16 protein-coding genes and 3 rRNA genes are annotated in these 24,348 nt (G+C 44.2%); 10 read left to right on the top strand and 9 right to left on the bottom strand.

Annotated elements, in window-relative coordinates; all coding sequences use genetic code 11:
* Window positions 1–132: 132 nt before the first annotated feature.
* Window positions 133–1,272, top strand: a complete 1,140-nt coding sequence (locus DRED_RS15730; protein ID WP_238442541.1) for a D-alanyl-D-alanine carboxypeptidase family protein — start codon at window positions 133–135, stop codon at window positions 1,270–1,272.
* A gap of 59 nt (window positions 1,273–1,331) precedes the next feature.
* Here the strand turns inward: DRED_RS15730 and DRED_RS15725 are convergent, their stop codons facing one another.
* The 4 genes from DRED_RS15725 to DRED_RS15710 all read right to left on the bottom strand — a co-directional run bounded on the left by DRED_RS15725 (window position 1,332) and on the right by DRED_RS15710 (window position 6,806).
* Entirely contained in the window at window positions 1,332–1,763 is a 432-nt protein-coding gene (locus DRED_RS15725) for a hypothetical protein (RefSeq protein WP_011879245.1), read from the bottom strand.
* Between the two features lie 171 nt (window positions 1,764–1,934).
* Window positions 1,935–5,069 (bottom strand): efflux RND transporter permease subunit, encoded by a 3,135-nt coding sequence (locus DRED_RS15720; RefSeq protein WP_011879244.1) that lies wholly within the window; start codon window positions 5,067–5,069, stop codon window positions 1,935–1,937.
* On the bottom strand, window positions 5,066–6,196 hold the full coding sequence (locus DRED_RS15715) for an efflux RND transporter periplasmic adaptor subunit (protein WP_011879243.1): 1,131 nt from the start codon (window positions 6,194–6,196) through the stop codon (window positions 5,066–5,068). Before DRED_RS15715 ends, DRED_RS15720 begins: the two co-directional genes overlap by 4 nt.
* 34 nt (window positions 6,197–6,230) lie before the next feature.
* Window positions 6,231–6,806: a TetR/AcrR family transcriptional regulator gene (locus DRED_RS15710; RefSeq protein ID WP_011879242.1), complete on the bottom strand. Its 576-nt coding sequence runs from the start codon at window positions 6,804–6,806 to the stop codon at window positions 6,231–6,233.
* Between the two features lie 485 nt (window positions 6,807–7,291).
* On the opposite strand from DRED_RS15710, the gene DRED_RS15705 reads away from it, so the two are divergent.
* From DRED_RS15705 to DRED_RS15685, 5 genes are all read left to right on the top strand, one after another.
* A 16S ribosomal RNA gene (locus DRED_RS15705) occupies window positions 7,292–8,910 on the top strand.
* A gap of 228 nt (window positions 8,911–9,138) precedes the next feature.
* Window positions 9,139–12,732 (top strand): 23S ribosomal RNA (locus tag DRED_RS15700).
* 185 nt (window positions 12,733–12,917) lie between these two features.
* A 5S ribosomal RNA gene (rrf, locus tag DRED_RS15695) occupies window positions 12,918–13,034 on the top strand.
* Together the 16S, 23S and 5S rRNA genes form the textbook arrangement of a ribosomal RNA operon.
* Window positions 13,035–13,274: 240 nt before the next feature.
* Window positions 13,275–13,649, top strand: coding sequence for a DUF3147 family protein (locus tag DRED_RS15690; protein ID WP_041274674.1), 375 nt, complete (start codon window positions 13,275–13,277; stop codon window positions 13,647–13,649).
* Window positions 13,650–13,653: 4 nt separating this feature from the next.
* Window positions 13,654–14,025: a DUF3147 family protein gene (locus DRED_RS15685; protein WP_011879240.1), complete on the top strand. Its 372-nt coding sequence runs from the start codon at window positions 13,654–13,656 to the stop codon at window positions 14,023–14,025.
* A gap of 152 nt (window positions 14,026–14,177) precedes the next feature.
* Here DRED_RS15685 and DRED_RS15680 read toward each other — a convergent pair whose 3' ends face one another.
* Window positions 14,178–15,758 carry a ClC family H(+)/Cl(-) exchange transporter gene (locus DRED_RS15680; protein ID WP_011879239.1) on the bottom strand — a complete coding sequence of 527 codons (1,581 nt, stop codon included), beginning with the start codon at window positions 15,756–15,758 and terminating at the stop codon, window positions 14,178–14,180.
* A 153-nt stretch (window positions 15,759–15,911) separates the two neighbouring features.
* A complete protein-coding gene (locus tag DRED_RS15675; RefSeq protein WP_011879238.1) occupies window positions 15,912–16,481 on the bottom strand; it encodes an HPP family protein in 570 nt (189 codons plus the stop codon).
* Between the two features lie 262 nt (window positions 16,482–16,743).
* Here DRED_RS15675 and DRED_RS15670 point away from each other — a divergent pair, with 262 nt between their 5' ends.
* Both DRED_RS15670 and DRED_RS15665 read left to right on the top strand, forming a co-directional pair.
* Window positions 16,744–17,937 (top strand): anaerobic nitric oxide reductase flavorubredoxin, encoded by a 1,194-nt coding sequence (locus tag DRED_RS15670; RefSeq protein ID WP_011879237.1) that lies wholly within the window; start codon window positions 16,744–16,746, stop codon window positions 17,935–17,937.
* A gap of 76 nt (window positions 17,938–18,013) precedes the next feature.
* The gene (locus tag DRED_RS15665; protein ID WP_011879236.1) at window positions 18,014–18,169 is read left to right on the top strand and encodes a rubredoxin; all 156 of its coding nucleotides are present in this window, start codon (window positions 18,014–18,016) and stop codon (window positions 18,167–18,169) included.
* A 215-nt stretch (window positions 18,170–18,384) separates the two neighbouring features.
* On the opposite strand, the gene hcp (DRED_RS15660) is transcribed toward DRED_RS15665, so the two are convergent.
* The 3 genes from hcp (DRED_RS15660) to hcp (DRED_RS15650) all read right to left on the bottom strand — a co-directional run bounded on the left by hcp (DRED_RS15660) (window position 18,385) and on the right by hcp (DRED_RS15650) (window position 22,543).
* The gene (gene hcp, locus DRED_RS15660) at window positions 18,385–19,728 is read right to left on the bottom strand and encodes a hydroxylamine reductase (protein ID WP_011879235.1); all 1,344 of its coding nucleotides are present in this window, start codon (window positions 19,726–19,728) and stop codon (window positions 18,385–18,387) included.
* A gap of 231 nt (window positions 19,729–19,959) precedes the next feature.
* Entirely contained in the window at window positions 19,960–21,132 is a 1,173-nt protein-coding gene (locus tag DRED_RS15655; protein ID WP_011879234.1) for a THUMP domain-containing class I SAM-dependent RNA methyltransferase, read from the bottom strand.
* A gap of 109 nt (window positions 21,133–21,241) precedes the next feature.
* Window positions 21,242–22,543, bottom strand: a complete 1,302-nt coding sequence (gene hcp, locus DRED_RS15650) for a hydroxylamine reductase (RefSeq protein ID WP_041275003.1) — start codon at window positions 22,541–22,543, stop codon at window positions 21,242–21,244.
* A gap of 193 nt (window positions 22,544–22,736) precedes the next feature.
* On the opposite strand from hcp (DRED_RS15650), the gene DRED_RS15645 reads away from it, so the two are divergent.
* Complete coding sequence (locus DRED_RS15645; protein ID WP_274376897.1) at window positions 22,737–23,009, top strand: 4Fe-4S dicluster domain-containing protein; 273 nt, start codon at window positions 22,737–22,739, stop codon at window positions 23,007–23,009.
* 353 nt (window positions 23,010–23,362) lie between these two features.
* The gene (locus DRED_RS15640; protein WP_011879231.1) at window positions 23,363–24,202 is read left to right on the top strand and encodes a hypothetical protein; all 840 of its coding nucleotides are present in this window, start codon (window positions 23,363–23,365) and stop codon (window positions 24,200–24,202) included.
* Window positions 24,203–24,348: the final 146 nt, after the last annotated feature.

Here is a 24,348-nt window from a genome sequence, read left to right as displayed (position 1 = left end):
CATTATCAGAGATTTCATCATAATGAAAAACCAGCCAGGGCACCCTAGGTAAAGAAAAATACAGTGGGGTGGTTAAGTTTGAGATGTAGAAGAAATTTGCTGCCGAGTCTATTCCTTATTTTATTGTTTTTGTTGATCAATCCAGTTGTGGTATTTGGAGAGGAAACAAAACCTCCCAATAGTGATGTGCTTTTTTTATATGAGAACCTTCCGGCGGTGACAGGAACTGGAATTTTTGACCATGACCAATTAGTACTTTCTGCTTACTCAGCACTGGTGATGGATGCGGCAACCGGACAGGTTCTTTTTGCAAAGAACCCTCACCAAGCCAGGGCCATTGCCAGTACGACAAAAATCATGACAGCACTGGTGGCCATTGAATGTGGCAATCTCAACAGTGCTACTTCCGTAAGCCAGCGGGCCGCCGGTGTGGAAGGAAGCAGTGTCTACCTGAAACCAAACGAAAAATTAACCCTAGAGCAACTGCTCTATGGTGCCTTAATGCGCTCTGGAAATGATGCCTGTGTTGCCATTGCAGAGCAAATTGCAGTTCGTGAGGATATCTTTGTTGGCTTTATGAATATGAAGGCCCGCCAATTGGGAGCCAAGAATACACACTTTTGTAACTCCAATGGTTTACCCAATGACCATCACTATTCTTCCGCCTATGATTTGGCCCTCATAACAAGGGCTGCATTAAAAAATCCTGTTTTTAGTAGAATTGTCTCTACGAAAACCCATGTCATTCCAGGAACCGAGGGGAAACGGTTATTAAGTAACACCAATAAAATGTTGTGGAGTTACCAGGGTGCCGACGGAGTAAAGACAGGAACCACCAACGCAGCGGGTAAATGCCTTGTTTCCTCCGCCAGCCGGGATGGACGCCGATTGATTGCTGTGGTATTGCACAGTGATGATCGCTGGAACGAATCCATTAAACTACTGAATTATGGTTTCAACAGGTTTGAGCAACGAAGGGTGGTTGACGCAGGGAAGACCTTTGCTTCTGTGGAGGTCAGGGATGGCGTGTTAGGCAGAGTACCAATCACAGTGAACCGGGATGTTGTGGTGACGGTACCAATTGATAGAACTGGGAAGCTCGAGCAGGAGGTAATGTTGGAAAGGAAAATCAGTGCACCAGTGTTTCCGGGACAGGTTGTGGGTAAACTGCAGGTATTGGTAGAAGGACAGCCAGTGGGCGGTGCCAGTTTGCTGACGCTACAAGGAACAAAAAAAATACCCTACTATCAATCGGTTTGGCGGAGGTTTTGATAACTACTAATAGGTAATTGTGTCTTAAGACTTGGCTTCTGCCAAGTCTTAAGGAAAAGTTAAAAATACTTACCCTGAAATTGGTGTCGGGCACAATTGCCACAGGAACAAGAAAGGGTAAGATCCACCAGATCATAAACGTACTTAAAACCCGATTGCTCCAGTTTAACGTCAATTTTGATATTCTGACTGCCGCATTTGTTACAACTTAACTTGATTCCCTTTGGCAGTGGTGCAAACATTTCCGCTTCGGCGGTTCCGCACATAGCATCTAATTCCATATAATAATAAGAGAGATTTCTACATTCCTTGGAGGAGCAAAACAAAGAAAGGCAAAAACTCTTCACTTCTTTATTATTAAGGAATTCAACTTCCGGCAGAATTTCAGCTCCAGTACTGCCACACAGATTACAGAGTTGGTCAAAGTCTCCGGGAACACTGAAATCTTCAAATTTTTCTGCTGTAAATTTTAATTTTTTAATCTGGCTCAAAATAAAACCACCTTGTAAAAAAGCATTGTACTATATTATTTTTACATAAGGCGTCGTATTCCTCTAGGAAAATTGTCTCGTTTATTGCTTTCCGATATGTATAAGGGCAAATTAAGGCTTATGCTGTCGCCTAATTATAGGGTATGGCGTAAGCCTTAATTTTTCTAAGCTCTAACTGGAGATGCTTTTGGATTTAAAGAATGGGAGCTTACCCAATTTCCCAGGTAGTTTCTTTCCTAGATCATCAAAGATGGTGTATACAACTGGTACCAGTACCAGTGTGATCAGCGTTGAAAGGGTTAAACCAAAGGCCACTACCACCGCCATAGGTGCCTGCCCCTCGGAACCTTCGCCGCCACCAAAGGCTAGGGGCAGCAGGGCCAGAATGGTAGTTAAGGCGGTCATTAAGATTGGGCGCAGTCGTACAGGGCCTGCCTCAAGTATGGCTTGGTTTCGGTTGTATCCGCGCTTTCGTAACGTATTGATATAGTCCACCAGCACGATGGCATTGTTTACCACAATACCAACCAGCATAATTCCCCCGATCATGGCCGGCACGCTCAAGTGGTGGCCTGTAATACCCAAGCCAAAGATGACGCCTATGAAGGTGGGAGGAAGTGAGAACATAATGATAAAAGGTTGGAAAAGCGATTCAAACTGTGCTGCCATTACCATAAACACTAATATAACCGAGAGTACTAAGGCCATTGCCAGGCTTTTGAAGGAATCGGCCATATCCTTGGCCTGACCACCTGAAGTGATGGTGTAGCCTTCGGGCAGGGCTAGTTTATTCAATTCATCCATTATATCTTTGTTTACACTACCCATGTCTCGACCAGAAATATCAGCAGATATACGTACTTCCCGGCTTTGGGCCGTACGAGTAATTTCTGTTGGGGCATGATGGGACTCAATCGTGGCCACTGCAGATACCGGAACCCGTGCACCGGTGGGTGAAACAATAGTCAAGTTGGCCAACTGATCAACACTCTTACCGGCATCCTCTGGTGTGATCATACGGATATCTACTTCGTCGTCACCAGTCCGCATACGGCTAACCACTTTACCATCAAAGGAGGTACTTACGGCATTCAGCACCTGACTGGCTGACAGACCGTAACGGGCTGCTTGCTCACGGTCAACCACGATTTGCACCTCGGGTGTGGCTTCGGCCAGAGAGTTGGCAACGTTACGAGTACCCGGAACCTTTTTTACCACTTCTACTAGCAGATCCCCCAACTGGCTTAAAACCGCTAGATCATCACCACGGATGGCAATATCCACTGGTTTACCGCTGGGACCGCCGGAGTTATCTGCTAAGGTGACAGTAATATCAGCATCAGGAATGTCCTTCATGGCGTTGCGTAACTTTTCAACTGCCTGTTCAGTGGAAATATTTCGCTCAGCCAGTGGTTTAAGTTTGATTTGTAGAGATGCCTGGTCACCGGAACCAACCCCCAGGAAGGAAAGCTGACCACCGGTGCCAACGGTGGTAAATATCCGATCTATTTCTTTTACCTGATAGCGGGCTAATTTCTCTAGGTCAGCCGCAACCTTAGAGGTTTCCTCCACCTTAGTTCCTGCAGGCATATCCAACTTTACAGTGATTTCACCCTGGTCCATGGTGGGAATAAATTCAGTACCGATTAAGGGAGTGGCTACGATACTTAAAATGAGTAAAGCAACTGTAACGCCCACTACCTTTTTACGGTTCCTAAGGGACCAGTTTAATAGGAAGCCATATTGAGTATTTAATTTGCTCATGGCACGACCAAAAATAATAACCGGGTTTTTGGTTTGGCCAGTCGGTAGTGTTTCATCTGATGGTGATACGTTTTTCAGTAAGCGCGAGGAGAGCATGGGCACCAGGGTTAAAGCAGCAAAGAGTGCTGCTATATGTGAAAAACTTACCGTTAAGGCCATAGGTTTAAACAGGATACCGGCTAAACCTTGAACGAAAACAATGGGCATGAATACTACCACCTGGGCAGCAGCGGAGGCGGTTACCGCATTGCCCACCTCAGCAGTACCCAATTTGGCAGCTTCAATAACATTAAAACCATTTTGGCGGTAGCGGTAAATACTTTCCAGCACCACCACAGAGAAGTCCACCAGCGAGCCCAGGCCTAGGGCAAGACCACCCAGGGACAACATGTTTATAGTCTGTCCGCCGAAATACATTAAGGTGAACGTGGCGATAATGGAGATGGGGATTACCAGGGCTACCACAATGGTACTTCGGAAATTTCGTAAAAACAGGTAGAGAATGGCCACTGCCAGTAAACCGCCCACCAAACCATGATAAACCACGTTATCAATAGATTGCTGAATGAATTTAGACATATCTACCACAGTAGTGATCTTTACACCGGCGGGCAGTGTTTTGTTTAGCATTTCCACTTCTTGCAGTACGTGCTTAGCAACCTGAACTGTGTTGGCACCGGTGGATTTCATAACATCCAGGCCAAGGGAAGGTTTGCTGTCTACAAAAGCAAATTTGTTCTCTTTCTTAAAGGAATCTTCAATGGTAGCCAAGTCTCCCAGGGCAATGGAGTTGTTGCCCATGCCTGGCAGGTTGACCCGCACCTGCTTCAATTCCTCCAGGGTGTTGTACTCACCCACCACCCGAATGGCGGTTTCGTTGGAACCTTTGTCTACCAGACCCGCAGTGCCGGTAATGTTATCGCTGGCTATGGCCTGCATTACCTGATTGGTGCCCAGTCCATAGGCTTCCATTTTCGCTGGGTCTAGGATAACTTTGATTTCCCGGGTTTTACCACCGCTGATACTGACTGAAGCTACGCCATCAATACGTTCTAAACGGGATTGAATGGTGTCCTCAGCAATTTTCTTAAGTTTTACAACATCAGTACCGGTAACTGAAAAAGAGATAATGGGTGCCTGGTTGGGATCCAATTTCATTACTCGGGGTGACTTCACATCACTGGGTAGTGCACCCTTCACATAGTCAATTTTTTCACGGAGTTCAATGGCGGCATTGTCCATGTTGGTACCCCAATTAAATTGAACAATTACAAGGGAAATACCATTTTGGGAGCGAGATCGTATTTCCTTAATATTAGCGGTGGTGGCTACCGAAGATTCAATGGGTTTTGTAACCAACTTTTCAACTTCAGCCGGGGCGGCCCCTTCGTAGTTAGTAACAACCACTGCAATAGGCAATTCCATATCTGGGTAAAGATCCACCGCCAGACGGGGGAGGGAGAATAGCCCCAGGAAAACCAGTGCTATTATTAACATGGAGATGGCAACCGGGCGGTCAACGGAAATGTCTGCTAATTTCACTTAGCTGCACCTCCCAATTCCTTAACCACTTTTACCTTTTGGCCATCGCCCACCAGACGGTTCCCTTTTACAATAACGGTTTGGCCTGTTTTTAAACCTGATTTAATTTCAGTCAATTCTCCGGAGGTAATACCCACCTTAACAGAAATCTCTTTGGCTTTACCTTCTTCGAGAATAAAAACAGAATACTGACCGTCCCGTTCAAGGACAGCATCCACCGGCAAAGCAAGGACTCCCTGGGACTTTCCAGTGGATAAATCTAACTTAGCCACCATGCCGGGCTTAATTTCCCCATTTTTATTGGGAAGCTTGATTTCCACTGCAAAGGCCCGGGTAGACGGATCGGCTTTTGGTGCCACAGAAAAAATGGTTCCATTAACAGTTTTATTAAGAGCATTAATGGTTACAGGTACCTTAGAGCCGGGCTTAATTGAATCAACTACGTTTTCCGAAACATTTACCTTTACTTTGGTAGTATCTATCTGAACAACCGTTACTGGTGACGTCTGCGGATTTACCATTTCACCGGGATCTACGTTAACAGCCGCCACGGTTCCGTCAATGGGGGATGTAACGGTGGAGTTGTTATAATTTTCTTGAGTTGTATTTACCAAAGCTTGGGCTTGTTTTACCTGTGCCTCTGAAACCTTGACGTTCGTTTGGGCGGTTACCAGGCCGCTTTCAGCTTGCTCAAATTGTACCTTGGAAATGGCCTGGGCATCGTACAGGACCTTGTTTCTTTCAAAGTTAATCTCTGAGTCCTTTAGCCCCTGCTGGGAACGTTCTAAATTTGCCTGGGCCAGGGCAAGACCAGCCTCGGCCTGATCCATGGCATTACGGGCATCGTTACCTTCCAGTTGAAAAAGAACTTGCCCCTTATGTACATTATCTCCTACCTTAACCAATACTTTTTGTACACGTCCTGTTGCCTTGGGCATTACATTAACATCAGCTCCGGCAATGACTTCACCGGTGGTACTCAGGGTATGTGCCAGATCATTTGTCGAAACTTTAATGGTTTCCACTGGAACCAGCTTTTCTTCCTGGGCTTTAGGTTTTTCACCACAGCCCCCCATCGAGATAGCAATTAATAATAACAAACTTATCAAGCTTACTATGCGTTTCAAGTTATTGATACTCCTCTCTGATTTAATCAAATAATTATCTGTTTTCAATACCTTTTATAAAAATATCTAGGGCAGTTCGTGCATTTAATTCGAGAAATTGCTTGTCTTTATGATGCATCCATTGATGGCATAGCCCATTAATTAGACCTATATAAGTATGAGTTACAGCAATGGGATCTAGGGGCCTAAATTCACCATTATCTATAGCATCACGGATAATATCATAGAGAAAACCCATATTTTTATGGAAAATACCCTTTAAGTTATCAATTATTTCTTGGTCTTTGGCTTGCAAGAAAAATTCTGCGAATAGGGTAGATATGTTGGGATCAATGGTGGCTAGGCAGTTTTCCATGTATTTAGTTAACATATCTTTAGGCGAGTCATCTTCCTTTAAAATGGAAATAAAACTACTGATGTGTTCACCAATGTGTCGTTCAGCTATGTAGAGGAAAATATCTTCTTTACTTTTAAAATGCCAGTAGATCCCTCCTTTGCTAACTCCTGAGGCTTTAACAATCTCATCCACCGAGGTACCGCTAAATCCCGATTTAGTAAAACAGATCAAAGCCGAATCAGCAATTAAATCCTTTTTCGATTCCTTAATCATAAACTATTCCCCCCTCACAGACAGACTGGTCAGTCTGTTTAAATTTTATTTTAGCTCGCTAACTACTGTCAACTAAAAATTTGATAATTAATTAAGATAAAATCTAATTGTATAAGGAAAAACATTTCCATATCAGCAGGTGCAAAACTTTGTTGAGATTCTACATAATTTTTTAAAATAGTACTTGCTTTATAATTTGATAAATGTTAACATAATAAATGTCGCCAAGCGGTGACAGTAGAAAATATCACTTGCAAGAAACTAAGTGAAGTGGTAAAATAAAACTCCGGTTGCGAGGCCGGAACCAAACAAACGGTCTTTGAAAACTAAACAGAGATGATGGATGCAAAAGGTCAAGTCAAAAGTCATCGCAAGATGAAACTATGAATGACCACAAAAAACATCCTCGTCAAGCGTTAAAAGACGCTAGCGAGTAAATCAAGGATAAGTAAAGAGCCAAAACTCTTTAAAATATTGCGAAATATTTTACGGAGAGTTTGATCCTGGCTCAGGACGAACGCTGGCGGCGTGCTTAACACATGCAAGTCGAACGGTCTTCGAGGTTCGACATTCGAGGTTCGAATTTTGAGTTCGAGTAAAGCTTAAGGGTCATTTAAAAGACCCCAAAGAAATGCTTGGATCGAATCACGAATTTCGAACGTCGAACTTCGAAGATAGTGGCGAACGGGTGAGTAACGCGTGGATAACCTGCCTGGTAGACCGGGATAACAGCTGGAAACGGCTGCTAATACCGGATACGCTTGCGGAGTCGCATGGTTCTGTAAGAAAAGCTATCGTGCTATCAGATGGATCCGCGTCCCATTAGCTAGTTGGTGGTGTAACGGACCACCAAGGCGACGATGGGTAGCCGGCCTGAGAGGGCGAACGGCCACACTGGGACTGAGACACGGCCCAGACTCCTACGGGAGGCAGCAGTGGGGAATCTTCCGCAATGGGCGAAAGCCTGACGGAGCAACGCCGCGTGAGGGAAGAAGGCCTTCGGGTTGTAAACCTCTGTTTTCAGGGAAGAACAAATGACGGTACCTGAAGAGTAAGCTCCGGCTAACTACGTGCCAGCAGCCGCGGTAATACGTAGGGAGCGAGCGTTGTCCGGATTTACTGGGCGTAAAGGGCGCGTAGGTGGTGCATTAAGTTAGAGGTGAAAGTTCGGGGCTCAACCCCGTGATTGCCTCTGATACTGGTGGACTTGAGTGCAGGAGAGGGGAGCAGAATTCCCAGTGTAGCGGTGAAATGCGTAGATATTGGGAGGAATACCAGTGGCGAAGGCGGCTCTCTGGACTGTAACTGACACTGAGGCGCGAAAGCGTGGGGAGCGAACAGGATTAGATACCCTGGTAGTCCACGCCGTAAACGATGAGTGCTAGGTGTTGCGGGTATCGACCCCTGCAGTGCCGCAGTAAACACAATAAGCACTCCGCCTGGGGAGTACGGTCGCAAGACTGAAACTCAAAGGAATTGACGGGGGCCCGCACAAGCGGTGGAGTATGTGGTTTAATTCGACGCAACGCGAAGAACCTTACCAGGGCTTGACATCCTACGAAACTCATAGAGATATGAGCCTTATCCTTCGGGATAACGTAGAGACAGGTGGTGCATGGTTGTCGTCAGCTCGTGTCGTGAGATGTTGGGTTAAGTCCCGCAACGAGCGCAACCCCTAACATTAGTTGCCAGCACGTAAAGGTGGGAACTCTAATGTGACTGCCGTTGACAAAACGGAGGAAGGTGGGGATGACGTCAAATCATCATGCCCCTTATGTCCTGGGCTACACACGTACTACAATGGCCGGTACAGACGGAAGCGAAGCCGTGAGGTGGAGCAAACCTGAGAAAGCCGGTCCCAGTTCGGATTGTAGTCTGCAACTCGACTACATGAAGTCGGAATCGCTAGTAATCGCAGGTCAGCATACTGCGGTGAATACGTTCCCGGGCCTTGTACACACCGCCCGTCACACCACGAAAGTTGACAACACCCGAAGCCGGTGAGCTAACCGCAAGGAGGCAGCCGTCGAAGGTGGGGCCGATGATTGGGGTGAAGTCGTAACAAGGTAGCCGTATCGGAAGGTGCGGCTGGATCACCTCCTTTCTAAGGAGAAATTAGCGAAAGCTAATTATCTAAGGTCGGTCATTCATCATCAACCTGTTTAGTTTTGAGAGACTAAAACAACCATAAATTACTGGTTGTTTTTCAAACTCTCATGCTTTAGAATCATAAAACCAACGTTCTTTGAAAACTGAACAGCGAAACAAGTAAAGCGTCGACAAAAACAATTTCAGTAGGTTACCAAAAGTAACCGAGCCGAAAAGCAAGATTGGTCAAGAAAGAAAGGGCATACGGTGGATGCCTAGGCGCTAAGGGCCGAAGAAGGGCGCGGTAAGCTGCGAAAAGCCACGAGGAGCCGCAAGCAGGCATTGATTCGTGGGTACCCGAATGGGGCAACCCGGCGGAGCAAACCTCCGTCACCCTATGCTGAATCCATAGGCATAGAGGAGGGCACCCGGGGAACTGAAACATCTAAGTACCCGGAGGAAGAGAAAGAAACATCGAACCCCCAAGTAGCGGCGAGCGAAAAGGGGCGAGCCTAAACCAGAATTCTTCGGAAATCTGGGGTTGCGGGACCCTCATCACGTGATAACTAGACCTAGTCGAAGACACCTGGAAAGGTGCTGCACAGAAGGTAAAACACCTGTAGACGAAAGGTTGAACATTACAGAGGAAATCCCAAGTACCGCGGGACACGAGAAACCCCGTGGGAATCAGGGGGGACCACCCCCCAAGGCTAAATACCCATAGCGACCGATAGTGAACCAGTACCGTGAGGGAAAGGTGAAAAGCACCCCGGGAGGGGAGTGAAAAAGAACCTGAAACCGTATGCCTACAAACTGTCGGAGCACTATTCGAGGTTCGATATTCGAGATTCGAAATTCGAATGCATGTCATATCTTACGGGTCAAGTAAAAAAGACCCTAAAGGAATGCGTGTATCGAACCACGAACTTCGAACATCGAACTTCGAAGTGTGACGGCGTACTTTTTGTAGAACGGACCGGCGAGTTACATCTAACGTGCAGGTTAAGGCAGGAAAGCCGGAGCCAAAGCGAAAGCGAGTCTTAAAAGGGCGAGAGTGTACGTTGGAGTAGACCCGAAACCTGGTGATCTACCCATGTCCAGAGTGAAGCTTTAGTAAAATAAAGTGGAGGCTCGAACCGACCTTCGTTGAAAAGGAGGCGGATGAGGTGTGGGTAGGGGTGAAATGCCAATCGAACCAGGAGATAGCTGGTTCTCCCCGAAATAGCTTTAGGGCTAGCCTCGGTGGATGAATAACGGAGGTAGAGCACTGAATGGGCTAGGGGCCTTCACGGGTTACCGAACCCAATCAAACTCCGAATGCCGTTATTTTAGAAACCGGGAGTCAGACTGCGGGTGCTAAGATTCGTAGTCAAAAGGGAAACAGCCCAGACCAACAGCTAAGGTCCCAAAGATATACTAAGTGGAAAAGGATGTGGGGTTGCTAAGACAACCAGGATGTTGGCTTAGAAGCAGCCACCATTTAAAGAGTGCGTAATAGCTCACTGGTCAAGTGACCCTGCGCCGAAAATGTAACGGGGCTAAGTATATCACCGAAGCTTTGGATTCTCGAGGTTCGATATTCGAGATTCGATGTTCGAAAGGAAAACTCACATGATAAAAGATTATCATGATCTTGAAGTGTACAAGAGGGGATATAAACTGGCTCTTCAAATACACAAAACAACAAAGGGTTTTCCGCAGCATGAGTTGTATGAGATAGGGAGCCAAATAAGACGTGCGGCCGTATCAATACCGCTTAATATAGCCGAAGGATACGGTAGAAAGAACTATGTAGATGATTTTAAGAGGTTCTTAATAAATGCACTTGGATCCTGTAATGAGGTTGCAGTTTTACTAGATATGATCAAAGACCTTGGATATATATCAGATCAGTATGAAGGTTTTAAAGAGGAATACGATCATCTAGGAAGGCAACTAAACAAACTGATACAAACTTGGAAATAATCGAATTTCGAAATTCGAATATCGAACTTCGAGAATGGTAGGGGAGCGTTCTTACCACATTGAAGCAGTACCGAAAGGAGCTGTGGAGAGGTAAGAAGTGAGAATGCCGGTATGAGTAAGCGAAAAGGCAGGTGAGAATCCTGCCCGCCGAAAACCTAAGGATTTCTGGGGAAGGTTCGTCCGCCCAGAGTAAGTCGGGACCTAAGCCGAGGCCGCAAGGCGTAGGCGATGGACAATCGGTTGAAAATCCGATACCACCAAAAACCGTATGAGGATGGAGTGACGCAGGAGGGTAAGTTAAGCCAGCGGTTGGAAAAGCTGGTCCAAGCCCGTAGGGTGTAAGATAGGCAAATCCGTCTTACATAAAACCTGAGAGGTGACGGGGAGCGAAAACAAGTAGCGAAGTAACTGATCCCAAACTGCCAAGAAAAGCTTCTAACGAGGTAAGTTGGTGCCCGTACCGCAAACCGACACAGGTAGGTGGGGTGAGAATCCTAAGGCGCGCGAGAGAACCCTCGTTAAGGAACTCGGCAAAATGACCCCGTAACTTCGGGAGAAGGGGTGCCTCGGTATCGTGAAAATTGTACGATTGGAGCGAGAAGAGGCCGCAGAGAAAAGGTCCAAGCGACTGTTTACCAAAAACACAGGTCCCTGCTAAAGCGAAAGCTGACGTATAGGGGCTGACGCCTGCCCGGTGCTGGAAGGTTAAGGGGAAATGTTAAGGAAACTGAAGCATAGAACCGAAGCCCCAGTAAACGGCGGCCGTAACTATAACGGTCCTAAGGTAGCGAAATTCCTTGTCGGGTAAGTTCCGACCCGCACGAAAGGCGTAACGATTTGGACACTGTCTCAACGAGGGGCTCGGTGAAATTGTAATGACGGTGAAGATGCCGTCTACCTGCGACAGGACAGAAAGACCCCGTGGAGCTTTACTGTAGCTTGACATTGGGTTTTGGTATTTGATGTACAGGATAGGTGGGAGACTTAGAAGCTTGCACGCCAGTGTAGGTGGAGTCAGCGTTGGGATACCACCCTTTAGATATTGAAATTCTAACTAAATTCCATGAAGCTGGAATGAGGACAGTGTCAGGTGGGCAGTTTGACTGGGGCGGTCGCCTCCCAAAAGGTAACGGAGGCGCCCAAAGGTTCCCTCAGTGCGGAAGGAAATCGCACGTTAGAGTGTAAAGGCAAAAGGGAGCTTGACAGCGAGACCAACAAGTCGAGCTGGTACGAAAGTAGGGCTTAGTGATCCGGCGGTTCTGAGTGGAAGGGCCGTCGCTCAACGGATAAAAGCTACCCCGGGGATAACAGGCTTATCTCCCCCAAGAGTCCACATCGACGGGGAGGTTTGGCACCTCGATGTCGGCTCATCGCATCCTGGGGCTGAAGTAGGTCCCAAGGGTTGGGCTGTTCGCCCATTAAAGCGGTACGTGAGCTGGGTTCAGAACGTCGTGAGACAGTTCGGTCCCTATCCGTCGCAGGCGCAGGAAACTTGAGAAGAGCTGTCCCTAGTACGAGAGGACCGGGATGGACGGACCGCTGGTGTACCAGCTATCGTGCCAACGGTAGTGCTGGGTAACTAAGTCCGGAAGGGATAAGTGCTGAAAGCATCTAAGCACGAAGCCTCCTTCAAGATGAGGTTTCCCACCTTCTCGAAGTTCGAGTTTCGACATTCGATGTTCGAATTTGGGTAAGAATTTTGGGTTGTTAAAAATAAAGACCCAAAAGAAATACTTAGATCGAACTTCGAACCACGAATTTCGAACTTCGAGAAGGGTAAGATCCCATGAAGACTACATGGTAGATAGGCCGGGAGTGTAAGAGCAGCAATGTTTTCAGCTGACCGGTACTAATAGATCGAGTTCTTGACCAAAAACAAGCCTTAGGCCATGTGCCATGAGCCGTGAGCTAAGGTTAAGAATATATGACGCAATACTAAATAGCTGTTCAGTTTTGAGAGAACATAAATTGTTTGCTCAAAGGAAAAGCCAAAAAGCTCATGGCCCAAGGCCCACAGCCCATGGCTGACCTAAAAGTAATACCCAATAGCATAAAGTTTCTGGTGGCGATACCGGAGGGGGTACACCTGTTCCCATCCCGAACACAGCAGTTAAGCCCTCCAGGGCCGATGGTACTTGGAGCTCACGCTCCTGGGAGAGTAGGTCGTCGCCAGAGTAATTTTTAGCCCTGCAGTTTTTACTGCAGGGTCATTAAATTTACTAGATTTCCTAGCCTTAAATACTCGAGATAATCATCTCGGGTTTTTGCATTTAAGGATAAAATTTAAATTTTTTTTAAGCATATCAGAAGGTATAAAATTTTCTAATATGAGCAAGGGTACGGCTTTAAAGCTCTCGTGCCTATAGGGCATGGTGCCAGCCTAGTTTTCTTTGTAAAAACGGCGAGGTGTTAATTATGAGTAACTTTTCAGTATCGGCATTACTATTAAGATTTGTCTTAGGTGGATTGGCTGTGGTACTATCAACACTTACAGCCAGGTGGATAGGCGGTAAAGCTGGTGGTATTTTTGCTGCATTTCCAGCAGTTTACCTTGCTGCCTTGCTTGGGGTAATTTTGCTGGTTCCCGCACAGCAGGCAGTATCCGCAGTCAGGTCAGTATCTGCCGGTGCTCTGGTGGGGATGACCTCAGACATAATTTGTGCCATTGCAGCTATTTATTTTATTCCGAAGAAAGGTTGGGCTAAAGGGTTATTTATGGCGTTAATTGTATGGGCGGTGGCGGTTGTCGTTCTATACACAATCAGTTTCACCTTAGGTTTGGGGGTATAAACGAATGGGAAAAAATATATTGGATCTTATGCTTCGATTCGTTCTAGGAGGGTTGGCCGTAGCCCTATGCTATATTCTACTGATACTAATTCCCTGGAAAAGTGTTGCAGGTATATTTGCAGCATTTCCGGCAGTTATGGTATCAGCCTTAATTATTACTGGAATGGAAAAAGGCAGTAAAGAGGCAACCAATATTGCCTATGGAGCCGTCGCGGGCAATATCGGCGGACTGGTTTGCGTAATGACCGTTTTGTTGGGGTTGGCCCTTTGGCAGAATGTAACTCTGGCCATATCCATTGGGCTAATCGCATGGTTTGTTGCATCTGCAGTTAGCTTTAGCATCTATACTGCTGTAACTAAAGAACATACCCCATGACACTATAAATGTCATGGGGTATGTTCTTTAGTGGCATATCAGAAAGCATAAAACTTTTCGATATGCATAGGGGCAAACTAAAGCTCTGCCTGCGGCCTTTATGTTGTGACCTTTAGGTTATCCCTTCAGGGTATGGCGGAAGCCAAGTATTTCTAAGAACCTTCGCCAGCCAGTTTCGTTAGTAACTGATTTACATCAGGCGCCTGATCTTCACTTACTACAATAAATAGGTAATCTCCACCAAGAATCTTAGTGTCTCCCTTGGGGATAATTTCTTGTTCGCCTCGCTTAATGCTAACTAACAAGCAATGAGGGGGCCAAAGAATATCTTTAATCCTTTTACCGTCCAGTGTTGAACCAATACAGGTTGCAAGCTCGATGATAACCTTGTTTTTACCCTCATTTTTAGAGAGTCTCGGGTCCTTATTGGCCAGAATTCTGTCTAATAGTAATTCATAAACAGGTTTTGAATTTAGAATATCACATACAACGTACGATACCATGGACACTGTAATCAGTGCCAGTAAATGGTGAAAGGACCCAGTCATTTCAGTAATTAAAATACTTCCTGTGACAGGGGCTTTAACAATGGCTGAAAAATAAGCTGCCATGGCAAATACAATAAAATTATCTCTAAAGTAGGGGTCAATATGCAAAAGAGTAATAACGATGTCGCCATAAATATTACCAACGAGAGCTCCGATAACCAGTAATGGCAAAAAGATTCCTCCGGGTACACCGGAACCAAAACTGGCCATGGTAAAGAAAAACTTTGCAATAAAGAAAATAACCAGCATTTTAAGTCCAAGATTACCTTGGGCCAGAGAATCAATTAACTTGTGTCCACCGCCTAAGGCTTCCGGCAGATAAAAGCCAAGGAATCCCCCAAGGATCAAAGGCAGGACAGGAACAAATATTTTTGGCATAATTGTTAGTTTACTATAAAAATTTAAAGCTTTAATCAAAGACCAGTTAAAGAAGAATCCCAGTACCCCGCAAACAATACCAAGACCAATTAGGTGGACAAAATAGTAAGTTGGCAAAACTGGCAGCGCTTGAAAACTGAAGATTGGTCTGGGTCCGAAAAATTGTTGGGAGACAAAATCAGCTGTTAGGGAGGCTGCCATGGCTGACATTAGTACAGCCGGGGAAAAGTTTTTGTGTAATTCCTCGAGGGCAAAAATAACCCCTGCCAGAGGTGCATTAAAGGCTGCTGCCAGGCCGGCGCTGGCTCCACTGGTAATGAGGTATTTTTCCTCTATTCTAAGACGCCCCAACATGCGACTAATGCCCTGTCCAATCGCCGCACCCAGTTGAACGGAGGGCCCTTCTCTACCTAAGGAAAGCCCAGCGCCAATGGCCAGAACCCCGCCTATAAATTTAGCCAGAATGACCCTAAGCCAATTCATCTTTAACTGACCAGTTAGAATACCTTTGACCTGTGGAATACCACTCCCGGTAGACATGGGGACCAATTTAACAATATAACCTAATAATAACCCAATGGCCACCAGTATTAAAAACCAAAGAACATAATAAGGTAGTCCCTGTTGTCCTAACAATAAATAGATATGGTCACGCACTTCTTCTGACTTTTCCAGCATAAATCGGAAAAAGACCACCAAGGCCCCAGATAAAAATCCTATCAAAATAGCCTCAACAAATAACTTTAACCGAAAATCACGCCATTGAAACAGGGGAGATAAAAGACCATGCTCTTTTTTTTTCACCATAAGAAGCCCCCAACTTTTGCTATCTGTTAGAAAAACTCGGCGAAAGCCAAGTTAAAAAGCCTACCCTAGGATAGGCTTTTTAATAGTTAAATATATCTATGTAATATTCAACATTTATTGCAATTTACCTGCTAGAAGTTCTTTCATAAATGCCTAGAACCAAAAATTAGGGTAATGCCGCTTATGGGAAAAATTATTTACGAGAACTGCAATGATAACCAATAGTGTTGCACCAAGCAACACGGGAGAAAAAATATAAGTGAAACTTTGGGAGGTATATACAGCCACAAAGGCTGTTGCGCCACCCGGTGGGTGCAAGGTGTGGGTCAAATTCATAAGAAAGATGGCCAATGTTACCGCCAAGGCAATGGTCCACCACTGATTACCCAGCCACTGATAAACCACAACCCCTGCCATGGCAGAGACCAAATGACCACCAATGACGTTTCTTGGTTGGGCCATGGGAACGTGGCAGGCAGAGTATAAGAGCACAGCGGATGCGCCAAGGGAAGGTACAAGTAGTGGAATATCATAAAAGGTATTTAAAAGTGCGATTAACCCAATACCTAAAAAGCTCCCTACAGCAGTAATTAAGTGGCTTCTTATGTCAACAGCTTGAAAGGTAGGACAGTTACCTCCTCGCATTTTCTTTAAATAAGACATAACTATCTCCAAGTTTGACGGGTAATTAGTCAATTCAGCTGGATGTAGATTTTTTGCCATTCAAACACACCTCCTGCAGTCATTGTAGTGCAGGGTACCAGTCAGTGCAGTTAGCTATATCACAACAACAAAGTTGGGTAGATGACAAAAACGTTTTTTGGATTGCAATTGTAAGACTTTTATAAAAAAGGTGTCAGGGCAATTCAATCAATAGGTTTTATTATAAATTTAAGGATATTAATTTAAGCATCAAGAGATAGGTTTGTCTTGTTTGGGTATGATAATAGATGATTTTATGGTTAAACGAAATGAGGTGGATTGAATGTTTCAAATCAAAGATAAAATATTCTGGGTTGGCTATAAGGACTGGGATTTAAAGAAATTTCATGGGGAGGAGTATTCCACCCATAGAGGCTCATCGTATAACTCCTATTTGATTAATGACGAGAAGTTAGTGCTTATCGATACTGTATGGACCCCTTACCATGAAGGCTTTGTGGAAGAACTGGATCAAAAATTTGGAATTGATAAAATCAATCTCATTGTAATCAATCATTGTGAAGTGGACCATGCCGGGAGTCTGTCTTATTTATTGGAGAAAAAACCGGATATTCCGGTTTACTGTACAAAAAAGGGTTCGGAAATGATAAAGAAGCATTTCCACAAGGATTGGCATTTTAACGTGGTTAAAACTGGAGATAGTATTGAAATAGGGCAGTACAAGCTTATTTTTATAGAAGCTCCAATGCTTCATTGGCCCGATACAATGATGACTTATGTTCAGGGGGCGAATCTTTTAATATCTAATGATCCCTTTGGTCAGCATTATGTATCCCCCCATTATTTTAATGATCAAGTGGATCAGGGTGAATTATACTATGAAGCACTAAAATACTATGCCAATATCATTACACCCTTTAACAAGCTGGTAAAGAACAAAATTAAGGAATTAAAGTCCTTAAACCTGCCTATTGACATGATTGCCCCCAGCCATGGCGTTATCTGGCGGGATAATCCCATGCAAATCGTAGAGAAATATGAACAATGGTGCAGTAACTATCACGAAGGCACTGTTACCATCTTATATGACACCATGTGGGGTGCCACTAAAAAGATGGCTTTGGCAATGGCCCGGGGCTTAGAAAATAAAGGGGTTCCTGCAAAGGTAATTAATACTGCCAAGTTTGATAAGAATGATATTGTTACAGAGGTCTTTCGGTCAAAGGGAATTATCGTAGGCAGTTCAACCATTAATAATGGGATACTGTCTTCCATGGCGGCTACTCTAGAAATTATCAAGGGTTTAAAATTTAAGGAGAAAGTGGCTGCGGCCTTTGGTTCATATGGCTGGAGTGGGGAGTCAGTAAAGATAATTGAGGAGTGGCTCAGGGAAAGTGGCTTTAAGATTATTCAGGAAGGCAAAAAGGTCAACTGGGATCCCACCGGGGATGAATTAAATGAATGTATTGCCTTTGGAGAGGTCTTTGCTGAACAGATTAAATCCTACGTCATGTAAGAATTATTATAAAAATGGTAATACTGGTAATAGCTGAAAGGCAAAGATCACAAGAGAAGGGTTAGGAGGAACCGATATGTCTAAGAAATATGAATGTGTCTGTGGCTATATTTATGACCCTGCCAAGGGAGAGGGAGATATTCCACCTGGAACAGCCTTTGAAGATTTACCGGAGGATTGGGTATGCCCGGAATGCGGCTTAGGTAAAGATGCTTTTACCGAAGTAGAATAATGTTCTGTGAAGAGGCTGTGTAGGGCTATTGTATCAGCGGGAAGTCCTAAGTGAACGGGTTATCTTTCCAAAAAGCCCAAGGCTCACGGCCTTTCCCAAGGTTTTCTTAAAGCTGAAGTCTGATGGCTAGATTTACCATGACTTTTTGTAAGTAAAAAGGGAGTGTCGCTCGCTACTAAAAAGTAGTTTTGTGACACTCCCTTTTAAGGTGGCCCTTAGCCTAACATTTTAGACAGGTCGGCTTGAGCATCTCCACTAATTAGTTGAAGGTTGAAGGTCTTTTGTAGAACTTCTACCACGCCCGGGGTCAGGAATTCAGGAGCCTTGGGTCCAATGTACATATTCTTAACACCCAGGCTAAACAGTCCTAACAGAATGGCAACGGCCTTTTGTTCAAACCAGGACAGCACAATGGTTAAAGGTAGATCATTGACGCCGCAGTTGAAGGCTTCGGCCAAAGCCAGGGCAATCTTCACCGCAGAGCCGGAGTTGTTGCACTGACCCAGGTCGAGGAAACGGGGGATACCAGTGCCTTCAATTGTGCCAAAGTCAATATCATTGAATCTGAATTTACCGCAGGAAGTGGTCAGGATGACACAGTCTTTAGGTATAGCCAAAGCCAGTTCTCTGTAGTAATCTCTGCCCTTGGTGGGAGAGTCGCAGCCGGCAATGACGAAGAAACGTTTGATCTTACCTGCCTTGACAGCTTCTATAATTTGGGGAGCCAAGGGAAGTACATTTAAGTGGTGGAAACCGGTGATCATGGTTTTGACTTCTTCAGAAGATCCGTTCAATTTGCCAACAATCTTTTTCCATAGACCATCAGTGGGGGCACCTGGTAAAGAAAGAGCTTTCTCAATTACGGGAGTAAAGTCCATATCTTCGCCAATTTTTTGTACACCTTCCAGACCGGTAACACCAAAGGAAAACATGCGGTCACCATAGGTTGCATCTTTCCGAACAGGCATTACACAGTTGGTGGTGGCCAAGATAGCACCGGGGAAAGCCTCGAAAACTTGTCTTTGGTCATACCATGCTTTACCCACATTACCTTTCAGGTGACTAAATTTCTTTAATTCAGGATAACCGTGGGCAGGCAGCATTTCAGAGTGAGTGTAGATGTTAATACCCTTGCCTTCGGTTTGTTTCAATAGTTCTTTTAAAGCCAGCAGGTTGTGACCAGTAACTAAAATGCATTTGCCTTCAACCTTATCAGAAGTAACCGTTACAGGTGTGGGTATACCGAGGTTATCTAGGTGAGCTTTGTCTAACAGATCCATTACCTTAACAGTGGCAGTACCAACTTTTAAAGCCATGTTAATGGTTTCTTCCAGGTTGAAATTTACATTGGTTAAGGTAGAGTATAAGGCTTCCTGGGTAATAGCATTTACTTCTGGATCGGTGTAACCAAGTTCTTTAGCATGGGTAGCATAAGCAGCCACACCCTTTAAAGCAAAAATGATGGTATCCTGTAAGCTTGCAATATTCTCGTCTTTACCACAAACACCATTTTTGGTGCAACCGCCTTTGGGGGTTTGTTCACACTGGTAGCAAAACATAATCAGCTTCCTCCTTTTATAAAGTATCGGCCGTAGCCGTGTTTTATTTTCTGATGCTATCTTACCGAAAATAAGAAAAGGAGGATGTGACTGGTGTCATGGGTGGGCTGTGATGTTAATCACAGTAAGTGATTTTAGCCGTCAGCCTTTAGATTCTGAGGGTTAGTCATTAGAATCTAAAGGCTGACGGCTAGAGTACTATCAAACTGCATGCGAATAATTTATTTTATACTAATCTTGTGATACAGCAATCGAATCTTCTACCTTCTTAGGACGGAGCGGTCGGGGGCCTGGGTACTGGTAATAATTGCATTCCACCCGGCCATTGTAAAGCTTACGCTTCTTATCAGCTTTTTTACCAAAGTATTGTTCAAAATGCTCAAAGGAAGAAATGACAAAGCAAGACCAATTATCCAGTGTTTTGTAGGTTTGTCCCAATTCCTCATAAAGTTTCTTAACCTGTTGTATTTCGCCTAACCTCTGACCATAGGGCGGGTTAGTAATAATAAAGCCGTACTTTTGCTTCGTTCGAACATTAGCCACTGGAACCCTCTGAAAATGAATGGAATCTTCTACATTGGCCTGTTTGGCATGGTAGCGGGCTAAACTTAAAACTTTATCATCGATGTCTGTACCGTAGATACGTAGTTTATTATCGTGAATCTCGGATTCCAAAGCTTCTTTTCGAGCGTTTCGCCATAATTTCTTGGGAATAACGGGCCATTCTTCAGCAACAAAGTTCCGACCGATACCCGGTGCAATATTGTGTCCAATAAGTGCTGCTTCAATGGGAATAGTGCCGGAACCGCAAAAGGGATCTAATAACGGGCGGTCGGGGTACCAACGGGCAATGGACAGTAAGCCAGCGGCCAGGGTTTCCTTTAAGGGTGCCTGGGCGGCCAGTTTCCGATACCCTCTTTTGTGCAACCCTACGCCGCTGGTATCAATGGTGATGGTGGCAATGTCTTTCAGTAAAGCTACTTCAATGGTATAACGGGGACCTGTTTCCTCAAACCATTCCTTTTTATAAGTTTGTTTCATCTTTTCTACAATGGCCTTTTTTACGATGGCCTGGCAATCGGGAACACTGTGCAACTTAGATTTTATTGACTTGCCCTCCACCGGGAAGGTGGCGTCCACGGGTAACCAATCGGGCCAGGGTAGGGCCTTGGTTTGTTGGAATAGCTCTTCAAAGGAAGTGGCTTTAAATTCCCCCATTTTTATAAGAACTCGGTCCGCGGAACGCAGCCAAAGGTTGGTGCGGCAGATGGCCATCTCATCACCGAAAAAGGTTACTCTGCCATTTTCCACCATCACGTCATATCCCATTTTCTTTACTTCGTGAGCTACCACCGACTCTAGGCCAAAGGTGGCTGTAGCAATTAACTCAATTTTTTTAGCCATAACGACTCCTCATCCAGTTATTATTCACTAAGGGTTAATTTACCACGTCAGCTTGCTTTTTATCAAGTTTTAGAGATAAATAAACAAGAGGTGGCACAGGGCCACCTCCCTACTTTTTTTCTCCTAACATTCTGGCCAAGTCTGCTTTGGCATCACCACTGATGAGGGTTAATCTAAAGTTCTTTTGCAGTACTTCAACCACAGTGGGGTTAAGAAACTCAGGTAATTTAGGACCAATGGTGATATTCTGTACGTTCAGGCTCAGCAGACCTAGCAATATGGCCACAGCCTTTTGTTCGAACCAGGATAGTACGATACTTAAGGGTAAATCATTAACTGTGCAATCAAAGGCTTCTGCCAGGGCTTGGGCAATGTGAACAGAGGAAACAGAGTTGTTGCACTGACCTAGATCCAAGTAACGGGGGATGTCTGTACCTTCAATGGTACCGTATTCAACATCATTAAATCTGAACTTTCCACAGGAAGTGGTAATAATAACGCAGTCCTTGGGAATGGATGTAGCCAGGTCTCGGAAATAATCCCTGCCCTTGGTGGGAGCATCACAACCTGCAACCACAAAGAATCTGCGAATTTTACCTGCTTTAACCGCATCGACAATAAGAGGAGCCATAGGCAGTACATTTTGGTGGTGGAAACCGGTTAACAAGGTTTCTTGGGAGTCAATATTGGCTTTTGGCAGGGAAAGTGCTTTTTCAATAATAGGATTAAAATCTTTATCTTTTATTTTTTGTGCTCCTTCCACGCCAGCCACTAGATAAGTAAACATGCGATCCCCATAGGTTTTATTTCTTATTGGCATTACACAGTTGGTGGTGGCCAAGATAGCGCCGGGAAAGTTTTCAAAGACTTCTCTTTGATCATACCAAGCCTTGCCTACATTACCCTTAAGATGCGGAAATTTGTGCAATTCGGGGTAACCGTGAGCAGGCAGCATCTCTGAGTGGGTATAAATGTTGATACCCATACCCTCGGTTTGTTTTAACAATTCTTTTAAGGCTAAAAGGTCGTGCCCGGTTACCAGGATGCAATGATCTTCTACTTTATTATTTGTTACCCTGACAGGTTTCGGGATACCCAGTTCCGAAGTGTGTGCTTGGTCTAATAAATCCATCACCTTTACACAGGCAGTACCGACCTTTAGGCACATATCAATATGATCCTGAAGGTGGAAGTTTGAGTTGGTTAAGGTTAAAAAGAGTGCCTCGTGGGTAATGGCATTAACCTCTGGGTCATCATAGCCAAGTTCCCTAGCGTGCACTGCATAGGCCGCAACACCCTTTAAGCCTAAAATAATAGTATCCTGAAGACTGGCAATGGCAGGGTCCTTACCACATACACCGATTTGTGTACATCCACCGGGAGGGGCATATTCACACTGATGACAGTGCATTTTGTTTACTTTTTCTGGCTTTTCCATCTCTGGTTTTGCTTCAGGTGTTTGTTTTCCTAGTAGTTTATTTAAAATACCCGTCAATCTATATCACCTCATTTACTTTTTTTTATTATTCTCTGATCTATGAAACGTATACCCATATGAGAGTCAATGATAAATTCAGTGAAAAAATTTAATTTATGTATTGAATATGGACAAGGGTTCTTGCATAATTAAATTAACCCAACTAACTAAGTGGGTATCAAAAAGGAAAAGGGAGGAACTAAAAACTATGTTCGTTGTATCTATCGACAGAGATAAGTGTGACGGTTGTGGTGCTTGTGCTGATGCTTGCCCTGCTGGCATTCTAGGCATGCTTGATGATGGCAAAGCTGATATTACCGGTGAAGCTGAAGAGTGCATGGGCTGTGAAACCTGCGTAGCTACCTGTCCCAACGAGTGCTACACAGTTACTGAAATGTAAGTTAAATAAAAACCGCCTTCGGGCGGTTTTTATTTTGCAAGTCAGAAAGTATAAAACTTTCCAACTTGCAATAAGGGCAACTAAGGCTTACGCCGTCGCCTAAAGGCTTGGCGTAAGCCAAGTTTTCTTTATAACCATTTATATTGTTATAGGATCTATTCTAGCTTTTTTCTTTGGTATTTTAATAATTTATAATTAACTTTTATTAAATCCCACAAATCATAACGGAAAACTTAGCTTTTAGTGCATATCTTGGCACCCCCACAGAGTTTATGTCGGAATAAAATGCTACAACTGTTAAATATTTACTGGTATAATTTAACAAGACAAATCATACGAAGGGGTGCCTTGTTGTGGGAAAGAAAGTAACCTTTTCTGAAGGAGCTGAAATGTTAGGGGTACCAATCAGTACAATTAGTAAGTGGTTTAGCCAGGGATTATTTAAACATGTGGAATTAGATAGGAAAAGCCCCGGTGGACCGACATATTTATTAAGAGTAGAGGAACTGTTAGCTATCAAAGATGCAATAGAGGCGGAGTCCATGGGAGAAGAACTGGCCCGCAAAGAAATTGCAGCCACAAAAGGAAATGCATGTGAGAATAAAATTGAATTTACTAAAAAAAGATTAAGCTTGGTGAAAACCACTGAAAAGAAAGAAAGTTCAGCAGAACCCCTAACCAATGAAATTGGAAAAGAGATTGTTTTAAGAATTCAAGAGGAAACAGCAGCGGGGATAATTAATTCTTTAACTAGTTATGCTAGTAATTTTGAGCAAAAATTTTTACAACACATGGAAGAACAAGCCGATAAAAATGCCTATAAGTTTAATACCATGGCCATTGAACATTTGGAAACCTTAAAAAATATGTCCTTAAAAATGGAAAAGGTAGTGGATGTTTTAATAACGATGCCCCAGAAGGTCAGTGATGATACCGTAAAAGCGGTAAGCGAAATAAAAGAAATGATACCTGATTTGGCTAAGGTATCTGAAATTAACAAGGATACCAGAGAAAAACTTGACTCTGTGGGTAAAAAGTTAGAAAAATTAAGTGAAGAAATTAAAGATACTAAGTGGGCAGTGGTTAAAATGGCCCGAGAAAATAACAAGGTTGGGAAGAAAGAAAATAACAAAAAGAAAATGAGCAAGGGTTTTGTTAGTGGTATTGGTAAGATTTTTGGTCTGAGCAAATAATAAATGATGGTTTAAAAGTCCGGTTTCCCCGGGCTTTTTTATTATGTAATTAAATAAGGAAATAGGTTCCATGGTGTACAACTGTCTAACAATAAATAAAAATGTGCACAGAGGATTAAACAAGATGTCCATTGTCAATTTACAAA

This window comes from Desulforamulus reducens MI-1 (assembly GCF_000016165.1).
GTDB lineage: Bacteria > Bacillota > Desulfotomaculia > Desulfotomaculales > Desulfotomaculaceae > Desulfotomaculum > Desulfotomaculum reducens.
The sequence above is the reverse complement of the archived record's forward strand: the minus strand, read 5'-3'. Positions and strand labels throughout refer to the sequence as shown.

Coding starts and splice junctions, on each gene's coding strand:
- DRED_RS15710 (WP_011879242.1), bottom strand. CDS start 6,806: ATGATTAAGGAATCGAAAAAGGATTTAATTGCTGATTCGGCTTTGATC.
- DRED_RS15690 (WP_041274674.1), top strand. CDS start 13,275: ATGAGTAACTTTTCAGTATCGGCATTACTATTAAGATTTGTCTTAGGT.
- DRED_RS15685 (WP_011879240.1), top strand. CDS start 13,654: ATGGGAAAAAATATATTGGATCTTATGCTTCGATTCGTTCTAGGAGGG.
- DRED_RS15680 (WP_011879239.1), bottom strand. CDS start 15,758: ATGGTGAAAAAAAAAGAGCATGGTCTTTTATCTCCCCTGTTTCAATGG.
- DRED_RS15675 (WP_011879238.1), bottom strand. CDS start 16,481: ATGGCAAAAAATCTACATCCAGCTGAATTGACTAATTACCCGTCAAAC.
- DRED_RS15670 (WP_011879237.1), top strand. CDS start 16,744: ATGTTTCAAATCAAAGATAAAATATTCTGGGTTGGCTATAAGGACTGG.
- DRED_RS15665 (WP_011879236.1), top strand. CDS start 18,014: ATGTCTAAGAAATATGAATGTGTCTGTGGCTATATTTATGACCCTGCC.
- hcp (WP_011879235.1), bottom strand. CDS start 19,728: ATGTTTTGCTACCAGTGTGAACAAACCCCCAAAGGCGGTTGCACCAAA.
- DRED_RS15655 (WP_011879234.1), bottom strand. CDS start 21,132: ATGGCTAAAAAAATTGAGTTAATTGCTACAGCCACCTTTGGCCTAGAG.
- hcp (WP_041275003.1), bottom strand. CDS start 22,543: ATGCACTGTCATCAGTGTGAATATGCCCCTCCCGGTGGATGTACACAA.
- DRED_RS15645 (WP_274376897.1), top strand. CDS start 22,737: ATGGACAAGGGTTCTTGCATAATTAAATTAACCCAACTAACTAAGTGG.